This window comes from Arthrobacter sp. U41 (genome assembly GCF_007679325.1).
In the GTDB taxonomy this organism is placed as follows: domain Bacteria; phylum Actinomycetota; class Actinomycetes; order Actinomycetales; family Micrococcaceae; genus Arthrobacter.
Genome location: NZ_VEGI01000001.1, coordinates 1,398,923 through 1,418,994, shown reverse-complemented (window position 1 = coordinate 1,418,994; position 20,072 = coordinate 1,398,923). Strand labels below are relative to the sequence as shown.

Sequence of the window (20,072 nt, the reverse complement as noted above, 5' to 3'; positions counted from 1 at the left end):
TCATGGACCTTTTTGACCTCCTGCTGGAACCGCTGAGCTATGACTTCATGGTCCGCGCGCTCGTCACCACAGCGCTCGCGGCCATCGTCTGCGCGGTGCTGAGCTGCTGGCTGGTGCTGATCGGCTGGTCGCTGATGGGGGACGCCGTCTCCCACGCCGTGCTGCCCGGGGTTGTGCTCGCGTACATCGTCGGTGCCCCCTTCGCGCTGGGAGCGCTGGTGTTCGCCCTGATCGCCGTGACCTTGATCGGCGTGGTCCGCAACACCAGCCGGGTGAAGGAGGACGCGGCGATCGGGATCGTGTTCACGTCGCTGTTTGCCCTGGGCCTGGTGCTCATCTCCGTCACACCGAGCCAGACAGACCTCAACCACATCATTTTCGGAAACCTGCTCGGCGTCAGCGTTCCCGACCTCATCCAGGTTCTGGTGCTGGGTGTCGTCGCGTTCGCCATTCTGATCCTCAAACGGCGTGACCTCACGTTGTACGCCTTCGACCCCACGCACGCCCATGCAATCGGGCTGTCCCCGAAACGGCTCGGGGCCCTGCTGCTGGGCCTGCTGGCGCTGACCTCCGTGGTGGCGCTGCAGACCGTGGGCGTGGTGCTGGTGGTGGCCATGCTGATCATTCCCGGAGCCACGGCCTACCTGCTGACGGACCGGTTCTCACGGATGCTGCTGATCGCTCCGGTCATCTCTGCACTGTGTTCCATCGCCGGGATCTACCTCAGCTACTACCTGGACACCGCCTCCGGCGCCATGGTGGTCCTGACGCAGGGGGCCGCGTTCGCCGTCGTCTATCTGTTCAGCCCGCGGCAGGGACTGATCGGCACCCGGCTGGCAATGTCCCGACGGCGGAAAGCGGCAGCGCTCGCCGCCTGATGCGGCCCTGGTCCCGGGTTGCGGCCCCCGGAAACGGCTAACGCCCGGGCCGAGGGCGCCGGGCGTTAGCTTTGGGGACCGCAACTGCTGTGGATCCAGTGGAACAGGACTAGCGGAACAGGGCCCCGTACGTTCCCATGATGATCCGGTCGCCCGGAGTGGACTTGCGGAGGTAGTCCACCACGGCCCAGTCATCGAGCGAGATGCAACCGGCTGTCGGCACCTTGTTCATGTGCAGGAAAATGGCAAAGCCGGCGTCCTGGACGATGTTGGGCCGGTTGTAGTTGATGACCGCGCCCTGGCGGTAGTGGCCGCCGGTGGCGAACCACCACATGTTCTCGTCATAACCCACCCACGAGGACGACTCGTGGTACTTGTTGTACGTCGCCGTCCAGGGGTTGCCGCCCCACCGCGAGCGGGGGTTCAGCGTGCGGTAGGGAAGCTTCGTGCCCGGGTTGCCCAGGCCGAAGGCTTCCGTCACCGAGAACGAGCCGGTGGGGGAGTACAGGTACCGGGTGGGACCGGACGGGACACCCGGCGGCTTGAACCCCGAGGCGCCGACGTAGCCGTCCGTCCGCCAGTCCGGCACGTAGGCTCCGGCGACGTTCATGCAGTACAGGTTGGTCGCGTGGGACTTTCCGTAGCCCGAGGTCCAGGTGAGGAGGACACGGTTCGCGCCGTGCGTGGGGTACTTGGACTGGCCGTTGTTGAGCTTGTGGCATTCAGACATCCCGTAGAGCCGGGTCCCCGCGGACCGGGACCAAGTGATTTCCCCGCGCTGGTAGGACTGCACACAGGCGCTGGAAGCACAACGCTCGCTCGCGATGGGGTACCCCAGCGAGCCGCCGGGGCCGCCTGCCGAGACGAACTTGCTGTCGATCCCCCGGCCGGAAATCCAGGCACCCGTTGCGGGCGACCAGTAGATGCGTCCGCCCTGGAAGCGCTGCACACAGCCACTGGCGGCCTGTCCGCAGATCTCGCTGGTGAGCGGGTAGCCCAGCATGCTTCGCGTCGACCCGACGGCGGAATACCGGCTGCCGATGGCGCCGCGGGCCACGTGCGGGCCCGTGGCAGACGACCAGAAGATGCTGCCACCCTGGAAGCGCTGGACACAGCCGCTGGCGGTCAGGCCGCAGGTTTCTCCCGTCACCGGGTAACCCAGCACGCTGTTCTGTGCCCCGCCGGCCTTCCAGCGGCCCAGAATGCCGCCCCAGACGACGTGGCCGCCGATTCCCGGCGCCCAGTAGATGGAGCCCTTGCCGAACTGCTGGAAGCACCCGGATGCCTTCAGCCCGCAGGCCTCGGCGGTGACGGGGAGGCCCAGGACGGACTCGCCGCCGGCGGCGACCCAGCGGCTCCCGATGCCGCTCCGGACGGAAAATTCCAGCACCTGCTTGCCGGTCCACGCCAGGACGCGGCCGCTGGAAAACTTCTGAAGTGTCCCGCCGGACACGGCGGTCTCATCCGTGACGGGATGGCCGTAAAGCGCCAGACCGCCCTTGGCGTGCCAGCGGGGTCCGGTGTGTCCCTCGGTCCGCAGGACCGGGTGCGCCCCTGTTGCCGAGGTCCAGAAAATGGATCCGCCTTCGAACGCCTGGCTGCAGACGCCGAGTGAGCAGACCTGGTTGGCGGTCGGCTCGCCGAGAACGCCGGCGGCACCTTTGAGCGCAGTCCACTTCGTCTCGAAGGGTCCCTTGACGACGAAGGCCGGAGGCGTGGGCTCTTCCGTCTGCGTCGGTGTTGGTTCGGCCAGGGGCAGCGTCTGTTCCGCGGTGGGTTTCGCCGTCGCAGTGGCGGTGGCAGTGGCGGTGCCGCCCGGAGCCGGTACGACGGTGACCGGGGCAGACCCGGTGGGCGTCGGCGTTGCCGTCGCCGTGGCCGCCGGGCTGGTTGGTGCCGGGGCAGCCGTTGAATCGTCGGCGGAGGCCGGCCCGGCCGTCAGCGGCCCGGCTGTCAGCCCGAGGACCACCGCCGTGATGAGAAGCAGCTTCTTTTTCATGGGGCATCCTCTACGGAGACAACTGGCGTGCAGGTACCGTTGCTGTCTTTGGTCTTGGCGAAGTTCGCCGCGGCAATGTCGGCCGACTGGCCTGCCGCAACGGTTTTGGTGATGAGTGTGTGCCCTGCCACCGCCGGGCCCGCCGTGACGCCGATCGCCACGGTAAACACTTTGTTCTTGTCGCTGTTGTTGACGAGGGTCCCCTTGAAGGACCAGGACCCGTCGGCTGTTGCGGTGCAGTCGTGCTGCCGCAAGGCGTCGGGCGCGTTCAGCGACGTGGAAACATCGGCTGGCTCGGTACCCGGCGCCGGTGACGCTGATGTTGATGGTGCTGGCGTTGCTGATGCTGACGCTGACGGCGATGCTGCTGTGCGGCTCTCGCTGGGTCCGGCCGGACCGGAACCGCCGCTCGAACACCCCGCCAGTACGAGAAGCAGCACTGCTGGCAGTAGCGCTCTCTGTTTCATGTTCCCCCCTGAATCACGGCGTTACTGCCACGGCCTGCAGTGACGGTGCAGGCGCCCCGGCCAGGAAAATCCCTCGCTGGCATGCTCAGAGTAATGGAAGCAGCGCCCTGACCAGCGCTTTTGCGTCAAAACATCGCTATTACTGCGGTTTGCGGGCGGTCAGGGGTGTAGCCCGGGTCACGCCGGGGTCCTGAATGCTAGTACGATGGATGAGCCGCGCGAGCTTCGACACTTGTGAGGTTCGGTACACGCATTGGTCCCTTCCGGGGGCCTAAGCCCGAATTTGTACCTGAATCCACGGTCCTGTCCCGGCCATACCTCGACCTACAAGGAAACAGCTGTGCCATCAACTACCCCCACAGAACTTAAGAGCCCGACGGCGCAATCCGCCGTCGTCGACTCGACTCTCAGCGCCGAGGGCTACAAAAAGTCCCTGAGCGGCCGGCAGGTGACCATGATCGCGATGGGCGGCGCCATCGGCGTCGGCCTCTTTATGGGTGCCGGCGGACGCCTGGCCTCCACGGGTCCCGCGCTGATCTTCTCGTACGCCATTGCCGGCGTCATCGCCTACCTGCTGATGCGCGCCCTGGGCGAGCTCATCATGTACCGCCAGACGTCGGGCTCGTTCGTCAGCTACGCCGGCGAAATGTTCGGCAAAAAGGGCGCCTACGTGTCCGGCTGGATGTACTTCATCAACTGGGCCATGACCGGCATCGCCGAATTGATCGCGATCGGACTGTACTTCCAGTTCTTCTTCCCCAACGTGCCGGTGGAACTGACCGCGATCGCGGCGCTGCTGCTGCTGGTGGGCGTCAACCTCCTGAGCGTCAAGGCGTTCGGTGAATTCGAGTTCTGGGCTTCCTGCCTGAAGGTCGGCGCCATCGTCATCTTCCTGGCCGTGGGCACCTTCATGGTGGTCACCAACGCCCAGGTGGGCGACGGCAACGCCTCGGTCAACAACCTCTTCGCGGCCGAAGGCGGGATGTTCCCCAAGGGTGCGCTGGTCATGATCCTGGTCCTTAACGCCGTGATCTTCGCCTACAACGGGATTGAGCTCGTCGGAATCACCGCCGGCGAAATGCAGGACCCGGCCAAGGAAGTGCCCAAGGCCATCCGCGCCGTCGTCTTCCGCATCGTGGTGTTCTACGTCGGTTCCGTGACCCTCCTGGCCATGCTGCTGCCCTCGGACCAGTACGTGGCCGGCACCTCGCCGTTCGTCACGGTCTTCGGCCAGATGGGCCTCGCCTGGATGGGCGACGTGATGAACATGATCGTCATCACCGCCGCACTGTCCTCCTGCAACTCCGGCCTGTACTCGATCGGCCGGATCTTCCGCACCATGGCCAACAATGGACATGCTCCGGTGTGGCTGACCAAGATGTCCAAGAGCCACGTCCCGTACGCCGCCATTCTGGCCATCGGCGGCGTCTACCTCGTCGGCATCCTGCTCAACATCTGGCTCGGCGGCTCGTACGCCTTCGACCTTGCGCTGAACTCCGCCTCGATCGGCGTGATCTTCACTTGGGGCGCCATCTTCGCCAGCCAGATCGCGCTGCGCAAGACTAAGGGCAAGGTGTCCTCCCTCCCCGCGCCCGGCGGTACCTGGACCAGCTGGGCGGGCCTCATCGCGCTGCTGGCCATCACGGTGCTGATCGGCTTCGACACCATGACCAGCAAGAGCGGTGACGTGTTCCACTTGGGCCTCTGGACCCTGGCGACCATCCCGTTCTTCGCGCTGCTGCTGTGGCTCGGCTGGCACAAGGTCAAGAACAACGAACCCAAGAACGCGCTCTTCAACTAGCGGTTCAGGGCAAGAAGCAACGCAGACGACGGCGGGCCTCCGGTGCGGGGGACCGCCGTCGTTGGTTTACCCGGGACGCATCGAGGCACCTCGGTGCGTCCCGGGTAAACCAGGAACCGGGACGCATCCATCTGACGCATATGGCCGCTAAACGTGGTGGTTTGGCGGCCATTCGTGGTGAATCGTTGAGGCTGGAGCGCTGCCGGGGTGGGTTTAGCGGCCATTCGTGGCAAATGGGCGAGCCCGGGGCGTCTGCAAAAGGCCGGCCAGCGGTGCCGCGGCTACCGGCCGACAAAAAAGCGGCGTCGGACATCCCCCAAAGGAATGTCCGGCGCCGCCGTCTTGCGTCAGGACTAGTCGCGCTTGAAAGCGTCCTTGGTGTTCTCGCCGACCTTCTTGGCGTCCGCGACCACCTGGTCCTTCTGGCCCTCGGCGCGCAGGTCGTCGTTGTTGGTGGCGTTGCCAGCAGCTTCCTTGGCCTTGCCGCCGAGGTGCTCTGCTTCGTTCTGAATCTTGTCTCCGATACCCATGGTGTTAACACCTTTCGTTTCCGGTTGAAATTCAACGTCTTTTCAGACTAACACAAAGCATGCTTACTAATTCAAGGAGTGTCCGGAACAGCAAGAGGGCGTCCGGACCAGGAGGGATGAAATCCGTGCGGGAGCCGGGCTAGGCTCAATGGCATGGACCACAAACTCAGCCTGACCCACCACGTCAATGCCCCGGCGGACAAAGTGTGGGCGGTCATTTCCGACATTCCCGGTTCGGCCGCAACCCTGTCCGGCGTCGACTCGATCCAGATGCTGAGCGACGGCCCCTACGGCGAGGGCACGCGCTGGAAGGAAACCCGCACCATGATGGGCAGGTCGGAAACTGTGGAAATGTGGGTTTCCCAGGCCGACCCGCCCCGGAGTACCACGGTGAAAGCGCTGCAGGGCGGGTCCGACTACACCTCCCGCATGACGCTGGCCGATCGCGACGGCGGCACCGACCTCACCATGACGTTCGGCGCCGATCTGGTCAATCCTTCCCGGATGAGCAAACTGGCGATGGCGCTCTTCGGAAGGCTGGGCATGCGCATCACGCGCAAGGCCCTCGCCAAGGACCTGGCAGAAATCGCGGCCAAGGCCGAGTCGCTCTAGTGGCGCAGGGCACCGCAGCCAAAGCGCCGAAGGTTACCGCTCCGCGGCTCAGCCCCGTCCGGCTGGCAGAGCTCCAGGACGACCCGGCTCCGGACTTCCAGCCGGGGGAGAGGTACGACGGCGTCCGGTACAGCAGGGCATCGGCGGACGGATTGGAACTCTCCGGCACCGACTTCGCCGAGTGCGACTTCCAGGGCGTGTCCTTCAATGAGACCCAGCTGCGCGGCGCCAGTTTCCGCGACTGCATCCTGGCGGAGATGTACGCCCCCGTGTTCACGGCGGCCCGGAGCACACTGCGCGACGTCGAGATCGGCAACCCCCGCTGGGGTTCCGCGGAGCTCTACGAAAGCGGCTGGCAGTCCGTGCGGATCGACGGCGGCAAACTCGACTACGTGAACCTGCGCGGCGCCAAGCTCACGGACGTCCAGATCAGCGACTGCATCATCAGTGAGCTGGACCTGGGGTCATGCACGGCGACGCGGGTGGCGCTGAAGAACTGCACCATCGGCACCCTCGATGTCGCTGGCGCCAGGCTCAAGGATTTTGACATCCGCGGCACCGACTTCCGCGTTATCAGCGGCCTGGGAAGCCTCGCCGGACTGGTGATCGATGACTACCAGCTCGGCCTGCTGGCCCCGCTGATGGCGAGCCATCTCGGCGTCGTGGTCGCGTAATCCGGAAGGAGTCTGATTGACCCCCTTGCCGCGCCGTGTAATCTTTATAGAACGAACGGTCGGTAAATTGGCGCGTTGACGGTTGACCGTGGAGGCGGGCTCGATGAGAGTTCGTTCGATGACAGATTCGATGACAGAGACGTTTATCGCGTGAAGGGTGTACCCATGGCATCAGCAGCAGCAGGACCACAGGCATTTCTCGTAGGCGGTGCCCGCACTGCGGTGGGCCGCTACGGCGGGGCACTCTCCGCGGTCCGCCCCGATGACCTGGCCGCCCTGGTGATCCGCGCGGCAGTGGCCCGGGCCGGGTTGGATCCGGAGAGCATCGACGAGGTCATCCTGGGCAACGCCAACGGCGCCGGCGAGGAAAACCGCAATGTCGCCCGCATGGCCACCATCCTGGCCGGTCTCCCGCTGCACATCCCCGGCATCACCGTGAACCGGCTCTGCGCCTCCGGCCTGAGCGCCATCATCATGGCCAGCCAGATGATCAAGTCCGGAGCAGCGGACATCGTGATCGCCGGCGGCGTCGAATCCATGAGCCGCGCCCCCTGGGTCCAGGAGAAGCCGCAGGCCGCCTTCGCGAAGCCGGGCCAGATCTTCGACACGTCCATTGGCTGGCGCTTCGCGAACCCGCTGTTCCAGAAGGGCGAACTCTCCCGCGGCGGCAAGATGACCTACTCCATGCCGGAAACGGCCGAGGAGGTGGCCCGCGTGGACGGGATCACCCGCGAGGACGCCGATGCCTTCGCCGTCCGCTCCCACGAACGTTCCCTCGCGGCCATCGCCGCCGGCCGCTTCGCCGGAGAAATCGTCCCCGTCACCGTCAAGACCCGCAAAGGCGAGACCGTCGTCGACACCGATGAAGGCCCCCGCGCCGGAACCACGATGGACGTTCTCTCGGGCCTCCGCCCCGTCGTCGCCGGCGGTTCCGTGGTCACGGCAGGAAACTCTTCCACCCTTAACGACGGCGCCTCAGCCATCATCGTCGCGTCCGAAGCCGCCATCGAGCGGCTCGGCCTGACCCCGCGCGCCCGGATCATCGACGGCGCCTCCGCGGGCTGCGAGCCCGAGATTATGGGCATCGGCCCCGTCCCGGCCACCCAAAAGGTGCTTGCCCGGACCGGTCTCAGCGTCGGCGACCTTGGCGCCGTCGAACTCAACGAGGCCTTCGCCACGCAGTCCCTCGCCAGCATGCGGCGGCTCGGGCTGGACCCCGAGATCGTGAACCGCGACGGCGGCGCCATCAGCCTGGGCCACCCGCTGGGCTCGTCCGGGTCCCGGATCGCGATCACCCTGCTGGGCCGGATGGAGCGCGAGGATGCCAGGATCGGCCTCGCTACGATGTGCATCGGCGTGGGCCAGGGCACCGCGATGCTGCTGGAGCGGGTGTAGTGGCGGCCGCTGTGACGGGTCTCAACCCGCAGGATTTCAGCACGCTGCTGATCGACGAGCGCGAGGACCGGCTGGTGGTGCTCCTCAACCGGCCCGAGGTCCGTAACGCCATCGACCAGCAGATGGTCGACGAGCTGCACGCCGTCTGCGCCGCGCTGGAGCAGACCCCGAAAGTGCTGATCATCGCGGGCACGGAAGGTGTCTTCGCCTCCGGCGCGGACATCGGCCAGCTCCGCGAACGCCGCCGCGACGACGCCCTGCAGGGCATCAACTCCACCATCTTTGTGCGGATCGCCAAGCTCCCGATGCCCGTCATCGCGGCGCTGGACGGCTTCTGCCTGGGCGGTGGCGCCGAACTGGCGTACGCCGCGGACTTCCGGATCGGTACCCCGTCCGTGCGGATCGGCAATCCGGAGACGGGCCTCGGGATTCTCGCCGCTGCCGGCGCGAGCTGGCGGCTGAAGGAGCTCGTGGGGGAGCCCATCGCCAAGGAAATCCTGCTGGCCGGTACCGTGCTGCGGGCCGAACGGGCGCTTGCGGTCAACCTCATCACCGAAATCCACGAGGCGTCCGAGCTGATGGCGGCGGCCCACGCCCTGGCCGATAGGATTGCCGGCCAGGATCCCCTCGCGGTCCGGATCACCAAGTCAGTGTTCCACGCCCCCGCCGAGGCGCACCCGCTGATCGACCAGCTGGCGCAGGGGATCCTCTTTGAGTCCCAGGCTAAGTTCGACCGCATGCAGGCTTTCCTGGATAAGAAATCTGATAAGAAATCAGCCAAGAAGCCAGCCACCTCGTCCGACCAGGATCCAGACCGGAAGAAGAACTGAAGATGAGCAACTCCGCACGCCCCGCGAACCTCCCCAACAGTGCCCTTCCTAACTGCGTCGGGGTTCTCGGCGGGGGCCGGATGGGCGCCGGCATCGCCCACGCCTTCCTGATCAACGGCGCCAACGTCCTCGTCGTCGAGCGCGACGAACAGTCCGCGGAGGCTGCCCGCGAGCGGGTGGAGTCGGCGGCGGCCAAAAGCATCGAGCGCGGCGCCACGGACGGCAACCTGGACGAGATGGTGTCGCGGCTCTCTGTCACCGTGGACTACGACGACTTCAAGGACCGCCAGCTGGTCATCGAAGCCGTTCCGGAAGACTGGGACCTGAAAGTCGTGTCCCTGCGGGGGATTGAAGAACGCCTCGACGACGGCGCCTACCTCGCCTCCAACACCTCCTCCATCTCCGTCAACGCGCTGGCCCGTGAGCTGCAGCGCCCGCAGAACTTCCTCGGCCTGCACTTCTTCAATCCGGTGCCTGCGTCCACCCTGATTGAAGTGGTGCTCGGTGAGCAGACCTCGGAGCCGCTGGCCCAGTCGGCCCGTGGCTGGGTCGAAGCGCTGGGCAAGACCGCCGTCGTCGTCAATGACGCTCCCGGCTTCGCGTCCTCACGCCTGGGGGTCGCGATTGCCCTCGAAGCAATGCGCATGGTCGAGGAAGGCGTGGCATCCGCCGAGGACATCGACAACGCCATGGTCCTGGGCTACAAGCACCCCACCGGCCCCTTGCGGACCACGGACATTGTGGGACTGGACGTCCGGCTCGGCATTGCCGAATACCTCGCCTCCACGCTGGGCGAGCGCTTCGCCCCGCCGCAGATCCTGCGCGACAAGGTGGCCCGCGGCGAGCTGGGACGCAAGACCGGCAAAGGGTTCTTCGACTGGGCCAACTAGTCGAGGATCCCCACGATATAACCGACAAAAAAGAGAAGCACCAAAAGAACCACTACGGCGATCATCACGATCCAGAGGTATTGGACGAACCCCCGGTCCTCCCGGAGCCGCGGCCCCTGCGGTCCCGTCGAGGTGCCCTCGCCCGGTGGTGTCTCACCGGGAGGCACGCCGCCGCCCGGCTCCAGGCCGGTGAGCTTGTTCTCCAGCGGATCCGGATTCTGCGATGTCACGGTACGCTCCTGTTCCGGCCGGTCCGCTACTGCGACGCCCGTGAGTCGAGGGCTTTCTGGATTCCGGCCATCGCGGGGTCGGCCAAGGACTGGAAGGCCGGCTTCATGAAGGGTTCGGCGATCTTGAGCAGCCCCTTGAGGGTGAATTCGGCCGTGTACTTGACCAGGCATCCGGCATCCGCCGGCGTCACCTCGATCGTGTCCACCGAAACGACCGACTTGTTCTCCCCGCGCAGCTTGATATGCCGGGCGCTCAGTTCCAGCACTCGGTAGGTCAGTGCCTGGCGCTTCCCGCGGAACTCGGCTTCGGCATGGTATTCATGCCCCACGGCAACCGGGCCGGCCGACAATTTGTTGACGACCGGGGTCCCGGGATCCCATTCCGGCGTATGTTCAAATGCCGACAGGTAGGCAAACGCGCTTTTGGCATCAAGGGACGAGCGGACCGAGCGTTCGATGGTTATCACGGCAACAGCGTAGCCAGAACATGGTGTTTAGTCACTGGGGGGTCGTACCGCAATCGCAGAAGCGGGCGCCCTTAGGATTGTGCCGTGACTTCCTTTGAGCCCATCACGCTGACCGGTGCGCTGGTGGTGCTGGAGCCGCTGAGTCCGGACCACCACGACGGCCTGGTCCAGGCAGCCCAAGACGGCGAACTCTGGAAACTCTGGTACACCAGCGTGCCCACACCTGAGCAGATGGCCGCCGAGATCGAGCGGCGCCTGGACCTGCAGCGCAGGGGCTCCATGCTCCCGTTCACCACGCGGGTGATTGACCCCGCAACCGGCGGTCCGGGCCGGGTGATCGGCATGACCACCTTCATGAACATCGACGCCGACACTCCCCGGGTGGAGATCGGCTCCACCTGGAACGCGGCGTCCGCCCACGGCAGCGGCAGCAACCCGGACGCCAAGCTGCTGTTGCTGCGGCACGCCTTCGAGACGCTGGGCTGTCCCGCCGTCGAATTCCGGACGCACTGGCTCAACCACCAGTCCCGCGAGGCGATCGCGCGGCTGGGCGCCAAGCAGGACGGAGTGCTCCGCAGCCACACCCGCAGCAGCGATGGCGCGCTGCGGGACACCGTGGTGTTTTCCATCCTGGAGCACGAGTGGCCCATGGTCCGCAACGCCCTCGAGTACCGGATCGCCAAGCAGCGGTAGGGTACCCGCCCGGGACCTGATCCGTGGATCACGATCCGGGCATGTGCTTGACTTTCAGAATGACGATTCCTGACGCGCCCGTCGGCCATTGCCAGGGGAAGACCGCACCCGGAGCCGTGCAATGGGACGGGGCGGTCAACGCGTGGCATATTGCCGGCGAAGTGTTCCGGATGGGGCGGCGCGAATGGCTCACCGAAACCGGCTGGCAACAGGCGTACGACGGCGGCATCCGGACGGTGATTGACCTCCGCAACCCGGACGAGATCCGGCGCCGCAACACCGATCCCCGGGTGAGCCCGGAGACGCTGGCCGCGTTCGACGTCGTGCACGCCCCCACCGAGGACCCCGGCAACAGTGAGTTCCGCGAGCTCTGCGTTCCCTACCTCAACCATCCGGCGTCCTACGCGGACAACGCCCGGATCTTCCCGGAGAAGCTCGCCGCGGTCTTCAAAGCCGTGGCGGAGGCACGCGGCGGCGTCGTGATCCATTGCTCGGCAGGCCGGGACCGCAGCGGGATGATCGCAGCCATGCTCCAGGACCTCGCCGGCGCAGGCGAAAGCGCCATCGCCACGGGCTACGAGCACGCCGTGCGCGGCATCAACGAACACCACCGGGTGTCGGGAGTACCGCATCCACACGAACGGTACCTGCCTGAGGACGAACTTGCGCCCCTTCTCGAATCGCGGCTGGACAGCCTGCTCGGGTTCGTGCGCCGGGTGAGAGCTGTCGAGTTTCTTCGCCATAATGGCGTAACGGACGCCGAGCTGACTGCCGTTCTGGCGAAATTGGGGCGCTAGAGTAACCGGGTGAAGACTCCCAGGTTTCAGCTGACAGTGCGGGCGGTGGCGGCTGCCGCCATCGCGCTCGCGGGTTCGTTCTACGCTGCGCCTGCGCTCGCTGAAGCGGGGGGAGGGGATGCAACTCCCGCAGCCACGCCGGCAGCCTCCCCGTCAGCGACCGCCACTCCCGCAATTGTTCCCGGGGTAGCGTCGGCTCCGTCGGCCGCTCCGTCGGCCGCTCCGTCGGCAGCTCCCGCAGCGGCCCCGGGAGTCAGCGACGCCGGACTCTCGGAAGCCGTCCTGCGGGACCTCGGCATGACGCTTGAGGAGTTCAACGCAGCAGGCCAGCTGGCAAAAACCGCAGCCGATGCGGTTTCTTCCCTGCGGGAGCTGCCCGGTTATCTGGGGATCAGCCTGCGCGACGGCAGGATCCTCGTCGAAGGCAGCGGCGCCGGGCTCCAGGCCCGGGTGAACGAACTCAACGACGCCGGAACCGCGGCCGTGTTCGTGCTCGCGGCACCCTCTGCCGGACTGTCCGCGGAAGCCTCTGCCGAACCATCCAGTGCTCCCTCAGCGGCAGTTCCCGCAGCGGTCCCCGCGGATGTTCCCTCCCCTGCCGAACTGGTGGCGTCCAGCACCGAGCAGCTGTTCCAGGCATACGTCCGCGAGGTGGGTCCCGCGGGACTGCAGGCCGTGGCCTACTCCGGAGGACGCTTCATCATCCGCACCGGCGGGACGAATGCGGCGGAAGCCGCGCTACCCGCCGTCCTGGACCCCCGGGCCGCACCGTCCACTGCCGACGCGGCGCCCGGGAAGATTTCCCCGGCTGACTTCGTGGCCCGCTACGCCAACGTCCGGCTGGAACAGGGGTCGCCGGTCACCACCGAAGCGGACGTCTTCGGCGGGGAGGGCTATGTCATTGACCGGATGACCATCTGCTCAACGGGGTTTGGCGCGTTCAGCGCGGCGGGTCTGCCGGTGGTGCTGACGGCGGGGCACTGCGCCGAAGACGGCACCGCACGTGTCGCCGAGATTGAACCCCCGACGTCCGCGACGGCGGGAGATTCGGCGCCCCTGCCCGCCAGCCTGGCCCCGCTGGGCACGTTCGGATACAGCCAGTTCGGCGGTCCGCTCAACTCCTGGATCACGGGCACCGAAGAAGCCCCAGGCAACGTGGGCACCGACATCGCCGTCATCGAGGCGCTCGACGGCGGACTCAGCGTCCAGGCGGCAGCGAGCACCTGGGCCAGCGCCGCGACCCCGGGACCCTCGGCCGTGAAGATCATCGGCAAGGTTGCCCCGTTCCAGGGCCAGGAGGTGTGCCGCTCCGGACGGACAACAGGCTGGTCCTGTGGGCAAGTGGACGAAACCGGCATCTACGTTGTGGGCGGCAGAACGACAGACCCGGCCGACCTCCGTGCCTTCAGGGGCTTCCTCTCCAACGATATCCAGTCCAGCGGCGGAGACTCGGGCGGACCCTGGATCAGTGGCAACTTCGCCGTGGGCACGCATTCGGCAGGCGAGACGTCCGGTGATAACTACGCCATCGCCACCACCCTCGAGGACGCCCTCACAAAGTTCCCCAGCGCCGTCGAACTCCAGCTGTTCCTGAACAAGCCGGAGCTCGTGGCGCCGGAGAATCTGACCTTCACGGCGGGGCAGCCCATCACGGGCCGGGTGCCGGCCGCACCCGCGTCGGCAGTGGCCGCCAACTCGAAAGTGCGCATCACCGTTGGCAACCAGACGCCAGTGGACGTGCCGGTGGATCCTGCCGGCACGTGGACCTACCCTGCACCCGAGGCGACCGGCCCGCTCACGCTGACCGCGGAGACGGTCAATGGATTCAGCCGCTCGGGCCCGGCGTCCCTGGCCTTCACGGTCTCGGAACTGGCCGCACCGGTGATCACCAATCCGGCCGACGGGGAGGCGCTGAAGGAGATCACCGGCATCGACGGCACCGGAACCCCCGGGCTGACGGTACGGCTCACCGGCGATGTTAGCGGCACCGGGGATGTCGGGCCCGACGGGCATTGGAGCATTCCAGCCGAGGGTACTGCGCCCGGCAGGCTCTCCGTGCGCGCCGTGCAGACGATGCCGGGAGCCGCGGACAGCCCCTCCGCCACGGCGAACTTCACCCTCGCCCCCGGCGCCCCGGCCGTGGAGTCGATCACGGACGGCGCGCACTTCAGCCAGGACACACTGCCCGGGACGATTTCCGGAACAGGCGTCGACGGTGCCGACGTCGCAGTGCTGATCGACGGGGTCTCTGTTGGTGCAACACAGGCCGGAACCGGCAGCGCTGCTGCCGGCCGGTGGAGCGTGCCGTTCCCGGAGGGCCTCACCCCCGGGGCGCACACGCTGTCCGTCACCCAATCCGTCGACGGCGTCACCTCGGATCCGCGGCGGGTGGCCTTCACCATCGACGCACCTGTCAGTGTCCCGGCCGAGCCCAGCGTTCCGGCCCAGCCCGGTGTCCCGGCTGAACCCGGTGTTCCGGCTGAGCCCAATCTGCCTGCAGGTCCCGGGGCTCCGGCAGCGGCCGGAGTTTCTGATGTGCCCCCTGCGTCGGCTGAGCCCGGTGTCCCGGCTGCCGGTTCCGCCGTGATTCCTGCCGGCTCCGGCCAACTTCCGAACACCGGCGCGGGTTCACTCCTGCCGCTAGCAGGCCTGGCCGGTGGCGCGGTCCTGTTGGGCGTTGTCCTGCTGGGTGGCACTAAGCTGGCGGCCTCGCGACGCCGGGCAGCCGGCTGACTGCCGCCGCTATTGGAAGTCAGCCAGCCAGAGGTCGGGGCCGAACACTTCGTATTGGATGTCTTTGGCCGGTACGCCGCCGGCCACCAGCGCGCTCCGGACAGACTTCAGGAACGGCAGCGGACCGCAGAGATAATACTCGGCGTCGCCGGGGAGCTCCACTGCACTCACGTCCATAAAGCCGGAAAACCCGGACCCGGAGGCCGCCCCGCCTTCCGCGGGACTTTCGGTAGGGCTAAGGAACCACGTCGTCAACGTCCCATCCGTCAAGGCGGCCAGGTCCTCCCTGACCTGCCCCCGGAGCGGGAACGACTCCTCGCTGTCATCGGCATGCAGCAGCATCACCCGCCGCTGGGACCCGGACTTAACGAGGTGCGAGAGCATGCCGGCCATAGGGGTGATCCCGATCCCCGCACTGGCCAGAACCAGGGGCCGGTCCGTGTACTCCAGCACAACATCCCCGAAGGGCGCCGAGAGCACCACCTCGTCACCCACCTGGACCTCGTTGTGCAGCAGGGTGGACATCTCGCCGTCGGGCGTCTCCAACCCGTGGACCCGTTTCACCGCGAACTGACGGTGCTGCCCGTCGTCGGCCTTGGTGAGGCTGTACTGTCGGGGCTGGTGCACGCCGTCGTGCATGACCATCTTGATGGTGACGTACTGGCCGGGCAGGGATGGCTTGACCTCGCGCTCATCAATCCGCTCCACGACGAACCTGACGACGTCGTCCGTCTCCTGGATCCGCTCAGCCACCCGCCATGTTCGCCAAATGGTGTCAGGAGTGAGGTGCACCGCGTTGTACAGCCCGCGTTCCTTGTTGATGAGCATGTTCGCCATCAGCCAGTAAACCTCGTCCCAGGCTGCGGCGACCTCCGGCGTGACGGCGTCCCCCAGCACGTCCACGATGGCCCACATGAGGTGGTCGTGGACAATCTGGTACTGGCCCGGGCTCAGCCCCAGCGAGACGTGCTTATGGGCCACCCGCGAGAGGAGATGGTCCGGCACCTGGTCCACGTTGTCCACGAGCAGCCCGGCGAACGCCGCGATGGACCCTGCGAGGGCCTGCTGCTGGCGGCCGTCCGCCTGGTTTCCCCGGTTGAAAAGTCCATCCAGGAGGTCCGGCCGCGCGTCGAACATGTGTTTGTAAAAGCGCTTGGCGATCTCTTCGATGTGCTCACCCACCACAGGCAGCGTTGCCTTGATGACAGGAAGGGACGTGTCTGAGAGCATGGTGGATCCTTCCGGTGCGACCGGCCGTACCCGGCGGTGCCGGGCTAATCAGCACTTCCACGCTAGCAGTCCGGGCAGGAGGTCCTCCGGGTCCATCGGCCCTACGTCAACGGGCGGGATCGGTGTAGGCCTGACGGCAGCGCATCCCGTGTGGCAGGTACGCTGCCGTCAGGTCAGTCCCTCAGGCCAGCCCGGGCGGCCGGCCTAGTGGTTGTGCCGGTCGTGGCCGCGCCACTTGTCCGAGTCGACCACCTGCACGGCTACGTCCAGGGTGTCGTCGTCCAGGCTGCCCCAGGCGTACACAATCGTGTTCTTGCCCTCCGCGACCGGAACATCCGCCGGGCCGATCAGGGCCTCGGTGGTGCCGGCGGCCGCAACCGAGGCGGACACCGTTCCGGCCTCCAGCGTTAGCACCTCCTGCTCGGGGTTCTCCAGGTCCTCGATGACGGCGGTGTCGCCGGCCAGGACGTCGACGGCGGGCGCCGCGGCCACGTGCCGGACGGTCAGCTTGCCCTCGCCGCCGGGACTGGGCCGGGTGCTGTTCTTGAACAGGGTGGCGGTGGGGTCCCCGTCGGCATCCAGGTGCGCGACGGCGGTGTAGTTCCGGCCCTCCTTGAGGTGGACCTTGACCGGGCCGATCACCGGGTTGTCGGCGCTGGTGGCGTCGGAGGCCGTGATGGCGATCTTGTAGCTGCCGCCGTCCAACTCCAGCGGGCCGGCGAGATCGCCGGGCTCGAAGTCGTCCAGGGTGAGCTTGCCGTCCACCCACACATCCACGGTCAGGCCGGGGACGCCGTGCAGGACGGACAGGAGGGCGTCGTCGCTGTGGTGCCTGCCGCCGTCGTGCTTCCCGCCGGCCTGGGCGGGGGCGGCGAAGGCGAGTGCCGCCACCATGGACACGGCTCCGGCGGCGTAAACGGTTTTGCGCATTTCAAACTCCTCGTTGAGTTGCCCGGATCCGGGCGGTGATTTGCTGACACCGTTACTACCGGCCGCGACCCCTCTTTGGATGCAGCCGCGGGCACTTGGCCGAACCCAGGCCGCCGCCCGCGTCAGCCCTTGCGGTCCAACAGGAGGTTGGTGATCCGCAGCGTGCAGAGCCGCTGACCGGCGTCGTTGGTAATGACCACCTCATGGGTGGTGACCGTCCCGCCCAGATGGATGGGGGTGGCGGTGATCGTGATGAGCCCTTCGCGGGCGGACTTGTGGTGGGTGGCGGAGACGTCCACTCCGACGGCGGTCTTGCCCAGGGTACTGGCGTGGATGACCGCGGCCCAGGATCCCACCGCCTCCCCGACGGCAAGCGAGGCCCCGCCGTGCAGCAGCCCGAAGGACTGGCGGTTGCCCTCCACCGGCATGGTGGCCACCACGCGCTCGACGGACTCCTCGACGATCTTCACACCCATCTTCTCGTCGAGTTCGCCGAGGGTGATCTTCCACAGCTCGGTGTTCCGGGGCTCGGGCGTCATAGCGTCTCCTCTGTGGCCGGAAATCCAGGGGCTCAGGCCGGTCAGTGCTGCCACAGCTAGTGTGCGGCAGGCCTCATTCATGTACTGTAGTCATATTACCGAACGGACGGTCAGTAATGCTGGCCGTGTTGATCTTGCCCCTGTTGGAAGGACCCGTCAACGATGACCACCACTGCAACTGCTCCGGAACCCACAGTAGACACTGTCGAGATCGTTCCCAGCTTCATCCGGGACTCCTGGTGGACCCCCGACGCCGGTTCCGCCGCCGGCGCGGCCCCCGTCCTGGACGCGAGCACCGGTGAACTCCTCGCCCGGGTGAGCACCGAGGGCCTGGACCTCGCCGCCGTCGTGGACTACGGACGCACCACCGGCCAGGCGGAACTCAGCAAGCTGACCTTCCACCAGCGCGCCCTCAAGCTCAAGGAGTTGGCGCAGTACCTGAACGGCCGCCGCGACGAGTTCTACGCGCTCTCCGCCCAGACCGGCGCCACCAAGATCGACTCAATGGTGGACATCGACGGCGGCATCGGCGTGCTCTTCACGTTCGGCTCCAAGGGCCGGCGTGAACTCCCCAATGCCCAGGTGATCGTGGACGGCCCCATGGAGGTTCTGTCCAAGGACGGCTCCTTCGCCGGCGAGCACATCTACACCCGCATTCCCGGCGTCGCCGTGCAGATCAACGCGTTCAACTTCCCGGTGTGGGGCATGCTCGAGAAGTTCGCGCCCGCCTTCATCGCCGGCGTGCCCACGATCGTGAAGCCCGCCACGCCCACCGGCTACGTCACCGCCGCCGTGGTCAAGGCAATGATCGAGTCCGGCATACTGCCCAAGGGCTCGCTGCAGCTGATTTCTGGCTCGGTCCGCACCATGCTGGACCACCTCGACTACCGCGACCTCGTGGCCTTCACCGGCTCCGCCTCCACCGCCAACACGCTCAAGTCCCACGTCAATGTGGTCAAGGGAGGCGTCCGCTTCACCTCGGAAACCGACTCCCTGAACGCCTCCATCCTGGGCCCGGACGCCGTCAAGGGCACCCCCGAATTCGACGCTTTCATCAAGTCCCTCGTCACCGAGATGACCGCGAAGGCCGGCCAGAAGTGCACCTCGATCCGCCGGGCCATCGTGCCGCAGGAACTGGTGCAGGACGTCATTGCCGCCGTCGGGGAACGGATCCAGGAGCGTGTTGTTCTGGGCGATCCGCGCGCCGAGGGCGTCAACATGGGCGCCCTGGCGTCCCTGGAGCAGCTCGCCGATGTGCGCGCGGCCGTCCAGTCCATGCTCGACGCCGGCGGCGAGCTCGCCTACGGTACGCTCGATTCGCCGAAGGTCACTAGTGCGGATGGCAGCGTCGGCGTCGTCGACGACGGTGCGTTTATGTCCCCGGTGCTGCTGAGCTGGGCGGATCCGGAAGCTGAAGAGGTCCACTCGCTTGAGGCGTTCGGCCCGGTGTCGTCCGTGATCGGCTACACGGACCTGGCCGACGCCGTCCGCCTCGCCGCCCGCGGCGGAGGCTCGCTGGTCGCCTCGGTCTGCACCAACGATCCCGCGGTGGCCCGTGAACTGGTCACCGGCATCGCCGCCCACCACGGCCGAGTGCACATGCTCAACCGCGAGGACGCCCGCAGCTCCACCGGCCACGGTTCACCGGTCCCGCACCTGGTCCACGGCGGCCCCGGCCGCGCCGGCGGCGGCGAGGAGCTCGGCGGTATCCGCTCCGTCCTGCACCACATGCAGCGCACAGCCATCCAGGGTTCACCGAACATGCTGACCGCCGTCACCGGCGTCTGGCACACTGGCGCCGACCGGAACTTCACGCTCGATACCGAGGGGCAGCACCCGTTCCGGAAGCACCTGAGCACGCTGCACATCGGTGACGCGATCCGCTCCGGACTGCGCGAAGTGAGCTTGGAGGAGATTACCAAGTTCGCCAACTCCACCGGAGACACGTTCTACGCCCACACCAACCAGGAAGCCGCCGAGGCCAACCCGTTCTTCCCGGGCATCGTGGCGCACGGCTACCTCCTGCTGGCCTGGGGTGCCGGGCTGTTTGTGGAGCCCGCCCCGGGCCCGGTGCTTGCGAACTACGGACTGGAGAACCTGCGTTTCATCACTCCGGTGGCCGCGGGCGATTCCATCCGGGTCACCCTAACCGCGAAGAAGATTACCCCGCGCGAGACGGACGAGTACGGCGAAGTGGCCTGGGACGCCGTCCTGACCAACCAGGACGACGAAATCGTCGCCACGTACGACGTCCTCACCCTCGTGGAGAAATAGCCACCTTCTGACGCTCCCTCACGTGGTGCGGTTCTGATGCCGACGCTCCCTCACACTGTGGGGAGCGTCGGTCGTTGGGTTGCCGGAAGTGAGGGAGCGTCGC

General features: G+C 66.9%; 19 protein-coding genes. 11 read left to right on the top strand and 8 right to left on the bottom strand.

What is annotated here, in order from left to right; genetic code table 11:
* The first annotated feature begins 2 nt into the window (after positions 1-2).
* A complete protein-coding gene (locus tag FS787_RS06530; RefSeq protein WP_144671398.1) occupies positions 3-878 on the top strand; it encodes a metal ABC transporter permease in 876 nt (291 codons plus the stop codon).
* A gap of 109 nt (positions 879-987) precedes the next feature.
* Here FS787_RS06530 and FS787_RS06525 read toward each other — a convergent pair whose 3' ends face one another.
* Both FS787_RS06525 and FS787_RS06520 read right to left on the bottom strand, forming a co-directional pair.
* Positions 988-2,877 carry a hypothetical protein gene (locus FS787_RS06525; RefSeq protein WP_144671397.1) on the bottom strand — a complete coding sequence of 630 codons (1,890 nt, stop codon included), beginning with the start codon at positions 2,875-2,877 and terminating at the stop codon, positions 988-990.
* Positions 2,874-3,131 carry a hypothetical protein gene (locus FS787_RS06520; protein WP_144671396.1) on the bottom strand — a complete coding sequence of 86 codons (258 nt, stop codon included), beginning with the start codon at positions 3,129-3,131 and terminating at the stop codon, positions 2,874-2,876. The genes FS787_RS06525 and FS787_RS06520 overlap by 4 nt, the downstream gene beginning before the upstream one ends.
* 553 nt (positions 3,132-3,684) lie before the next feature.
* On the opposite strand from FS787_RS06520, the gene FS787_RS06515 reads away from it, so the two are divergent.
* On the top strand, positions 3,685-5,145 hold the full coding sequence (locus FS787_RS06515; RefSeq protein WP_144671395.1) for an amino acid permease: 1,461 nt from the start codon (positions 3,685-3,687) through the stop codon (positions 5,143-5,145).
* 353 nt (positions 5,146-5,498) lie between these two features.
* Here FS787_RS06515 and FS787_RS06510 read toward each other — a convergent pair whose 3' ends face one another.
* On the bottom strand, positions 5,499-5,675 hold the full coding sequence (locus tag FS787_RS06510) for a CsbD family protein (protein WP_144671394.1): 177 nt from the start codon (positions 5,673-5,675) through the stop codon (positions 5,499-5,501).
* Between the two features lie 153 nt (positions 5,676-5,828).
* Between FS787_RS06510 and FS787_RS06505 the strand changes: the two genes are divergently transcribed.
* From FS787_RS06505 to FS787_RS06485, 5 genes are all read left to right on the top strand, one after another.
* Entirely contained in the window at positions 5,829-6,287 is a 459-nt protein-coding gene (locus FS787_RS06505) for an SRPBCC family protein (RefSeq protein ID WP_144671393.1), read from the top strand.
* Complete coding sequence (locus FS787_RS06500; RefSeq protein WP_144671392.1) at positions 6,287-6,961, top strand: pentapeptide repeat-containing protein; 675 nt, start codon at positions 6,287-6,289, stop codon at positions 6,959-6,961. The genes FS787_RS06505 and FS787_RS06500 overlap by 1 nt, the downstream gene beginning before the upstream one ends.
* A gap of 165 nt (positions 6,962-7,126) precedes the next feature.
* Positions 7,127-8,356, top strand: a complete 1,230-nt coding sequence (locus FS787_RS06495; protein ID WP_144671391.1) for an acetyl-CoA C-acyltransferase — start codon at positions 7,127-7,129, stop codon at positions 8,354-8,356.
* 11 nt (positions 8,357-8,367) lie between these two features.
* Entirely contained in the window at positions 8,368-9,186 is an 819-nt protein-coding gene (locus tag FS787_RS06490; RefSeq protein ID WP_144671390.1) for an enoyl-CoA hydratase/isomerase family protein, read from the top strand.
* A 2-nt stretch (positions 9,187-9,188) separates the two neighbouring features.
* Positions 9,189-10,076 carry a 3-hydroxyacyl-CoA dehydrogenase family protein gene (locus FS787_RS06485; RefSeq protein WP_144671389.1) on the top strand — a complete coding sequence of 296 codons (888 nt, stop codon included), beginning with the start codon at positions 9,189-9,191 and terminating at the stop codon, positions 10,074-10,076.
* Here FS787_RS06485 and FS787_RS06480 read toward each other — a convergent pair.
* Positions 10,073-10,306: a DUF6480 family protein gene (locus FS787_RS06480; protein ID WP_144671388.1), complete on the bottom strand. Its 234-nt coding sequence runs from the start codon at positions 10,304-10,306 to the stop codon at positions 10,073-10,075. The genes FS787_RS06485 and FS787_RS06480 overlap by 4 nt on opposite strands.
* A 26-nt stretch (positions 10,307-10,332) precedes the next feature.
* Positions 10,333-10,773: an SRPBCC family protein gene (locus tag FS787_RS06475; RefSeq protein WP_144671387.1), complete on the bottom strand. Its 441-nt coding sequence runs from the start codon at positions 10,771-10,773 to the stop codon at positions 10,333-10,335.
* Positions 10,774-10,857: 84 nt separating this feature from the next.
* Here FS787_RS06475 and FS787_RS06470 point away from each other — a divergent pair, with 84 nt between their 5' ends.
* Genes FS787_RS06470 through FS787_RS06460 form a run of 3 tightly spaced genes read left to right on the top strand, consistent with a single transcriptional unit; the run spans position 10,858 to position 14,996 of the window.
* Positions 10,858-11,466: a GNAT family N-acetyltransferase gene (locus tag FS787_RS06470; protein WP_144671386.1), complete on the top strand. Its 609-nt coding sequence runs from the start codon at positions 10,858-10,860 to the stop codon at positions 11,464-11,466.
* Positions 11,467-11,525: 59 nt separating this feature from the next.
* Entirely contained in the window at positions 11,526-12,263 is a 738-nt protein-coding gene (locus tag FS787_RS06465; RefSeq protein ID WP_144671385.1) for a tyrosine-protein phosphatase, read from the top strand.
* Between the two features lie 9 nt (positions 12,264-12,272).
* Entirely contained in the window at positions 12,273-14,996 is a 2,724-nt protein-coding gene (locus FS787_RS06460) for a S1 family peptidase (protein WP_260982422.1), read from the top strand.
* Between the two features lie 9 nt (positions 14,997-15,005).
* On the opposite strand, the gene FS787_RS06455 is transcribed toward FS787_RS06460, so the two are convergent.
* From FS787_RS06455 to FS787_RS06445, 3 genes are all read right to left on the bottom strand, one after another.
* Complete coding sequence (locus FS787_RS06455; protein WP_144671384.1) at positions 15,006-16,226, bottom strand: globin domain-containing protein; 1,221 nt, start codon at positions 16,224-16,226, stop codon at positions 15,006-15,008.
* Between the two features lie 204 nt (positions 16,227-16,430).
* Positions 16,431-17,156 (bottom strand): DUF4397 domain-containing protein, encoded by a 726-nt coding sequence (locus tag FS787_RS06450; protein WP_144671383.1) that lies wholly within the window; start codon positions 17,154-17,156, stop codon positions 16,431-16,433.
* 122 nt (positions 17,157-17,278) lie between these two features.
* Positions 17,279-17,695, bottom strand: coding sequence for a PaaI family thioesterase (locus FS787_RS06445; protein ID WP_056424710.1), 417 nt, complete (start codon positions 17,693-17,695; stop codon positions 17,279-17,281).
* 162 nt (positions 17,696-17,857) lie between these two features.
* On the opposite strand from FS787_RS06445, the gene paaZ reads away from it, so the two are divergent.
* Positions 17,858-19,969, top strand: coding sequence for a phenylacetic acid degradation bifunctional protein PaaZ (gene paaZ, locus FS787_RS06440; protein ID WP_144671382.1), 2,112 nt, complete (start codon positions 17,858-17,860; stop codon positions 19,967-19,969).
* Positions 19,970-20,072: the final 103 nt, after the last annotated feature.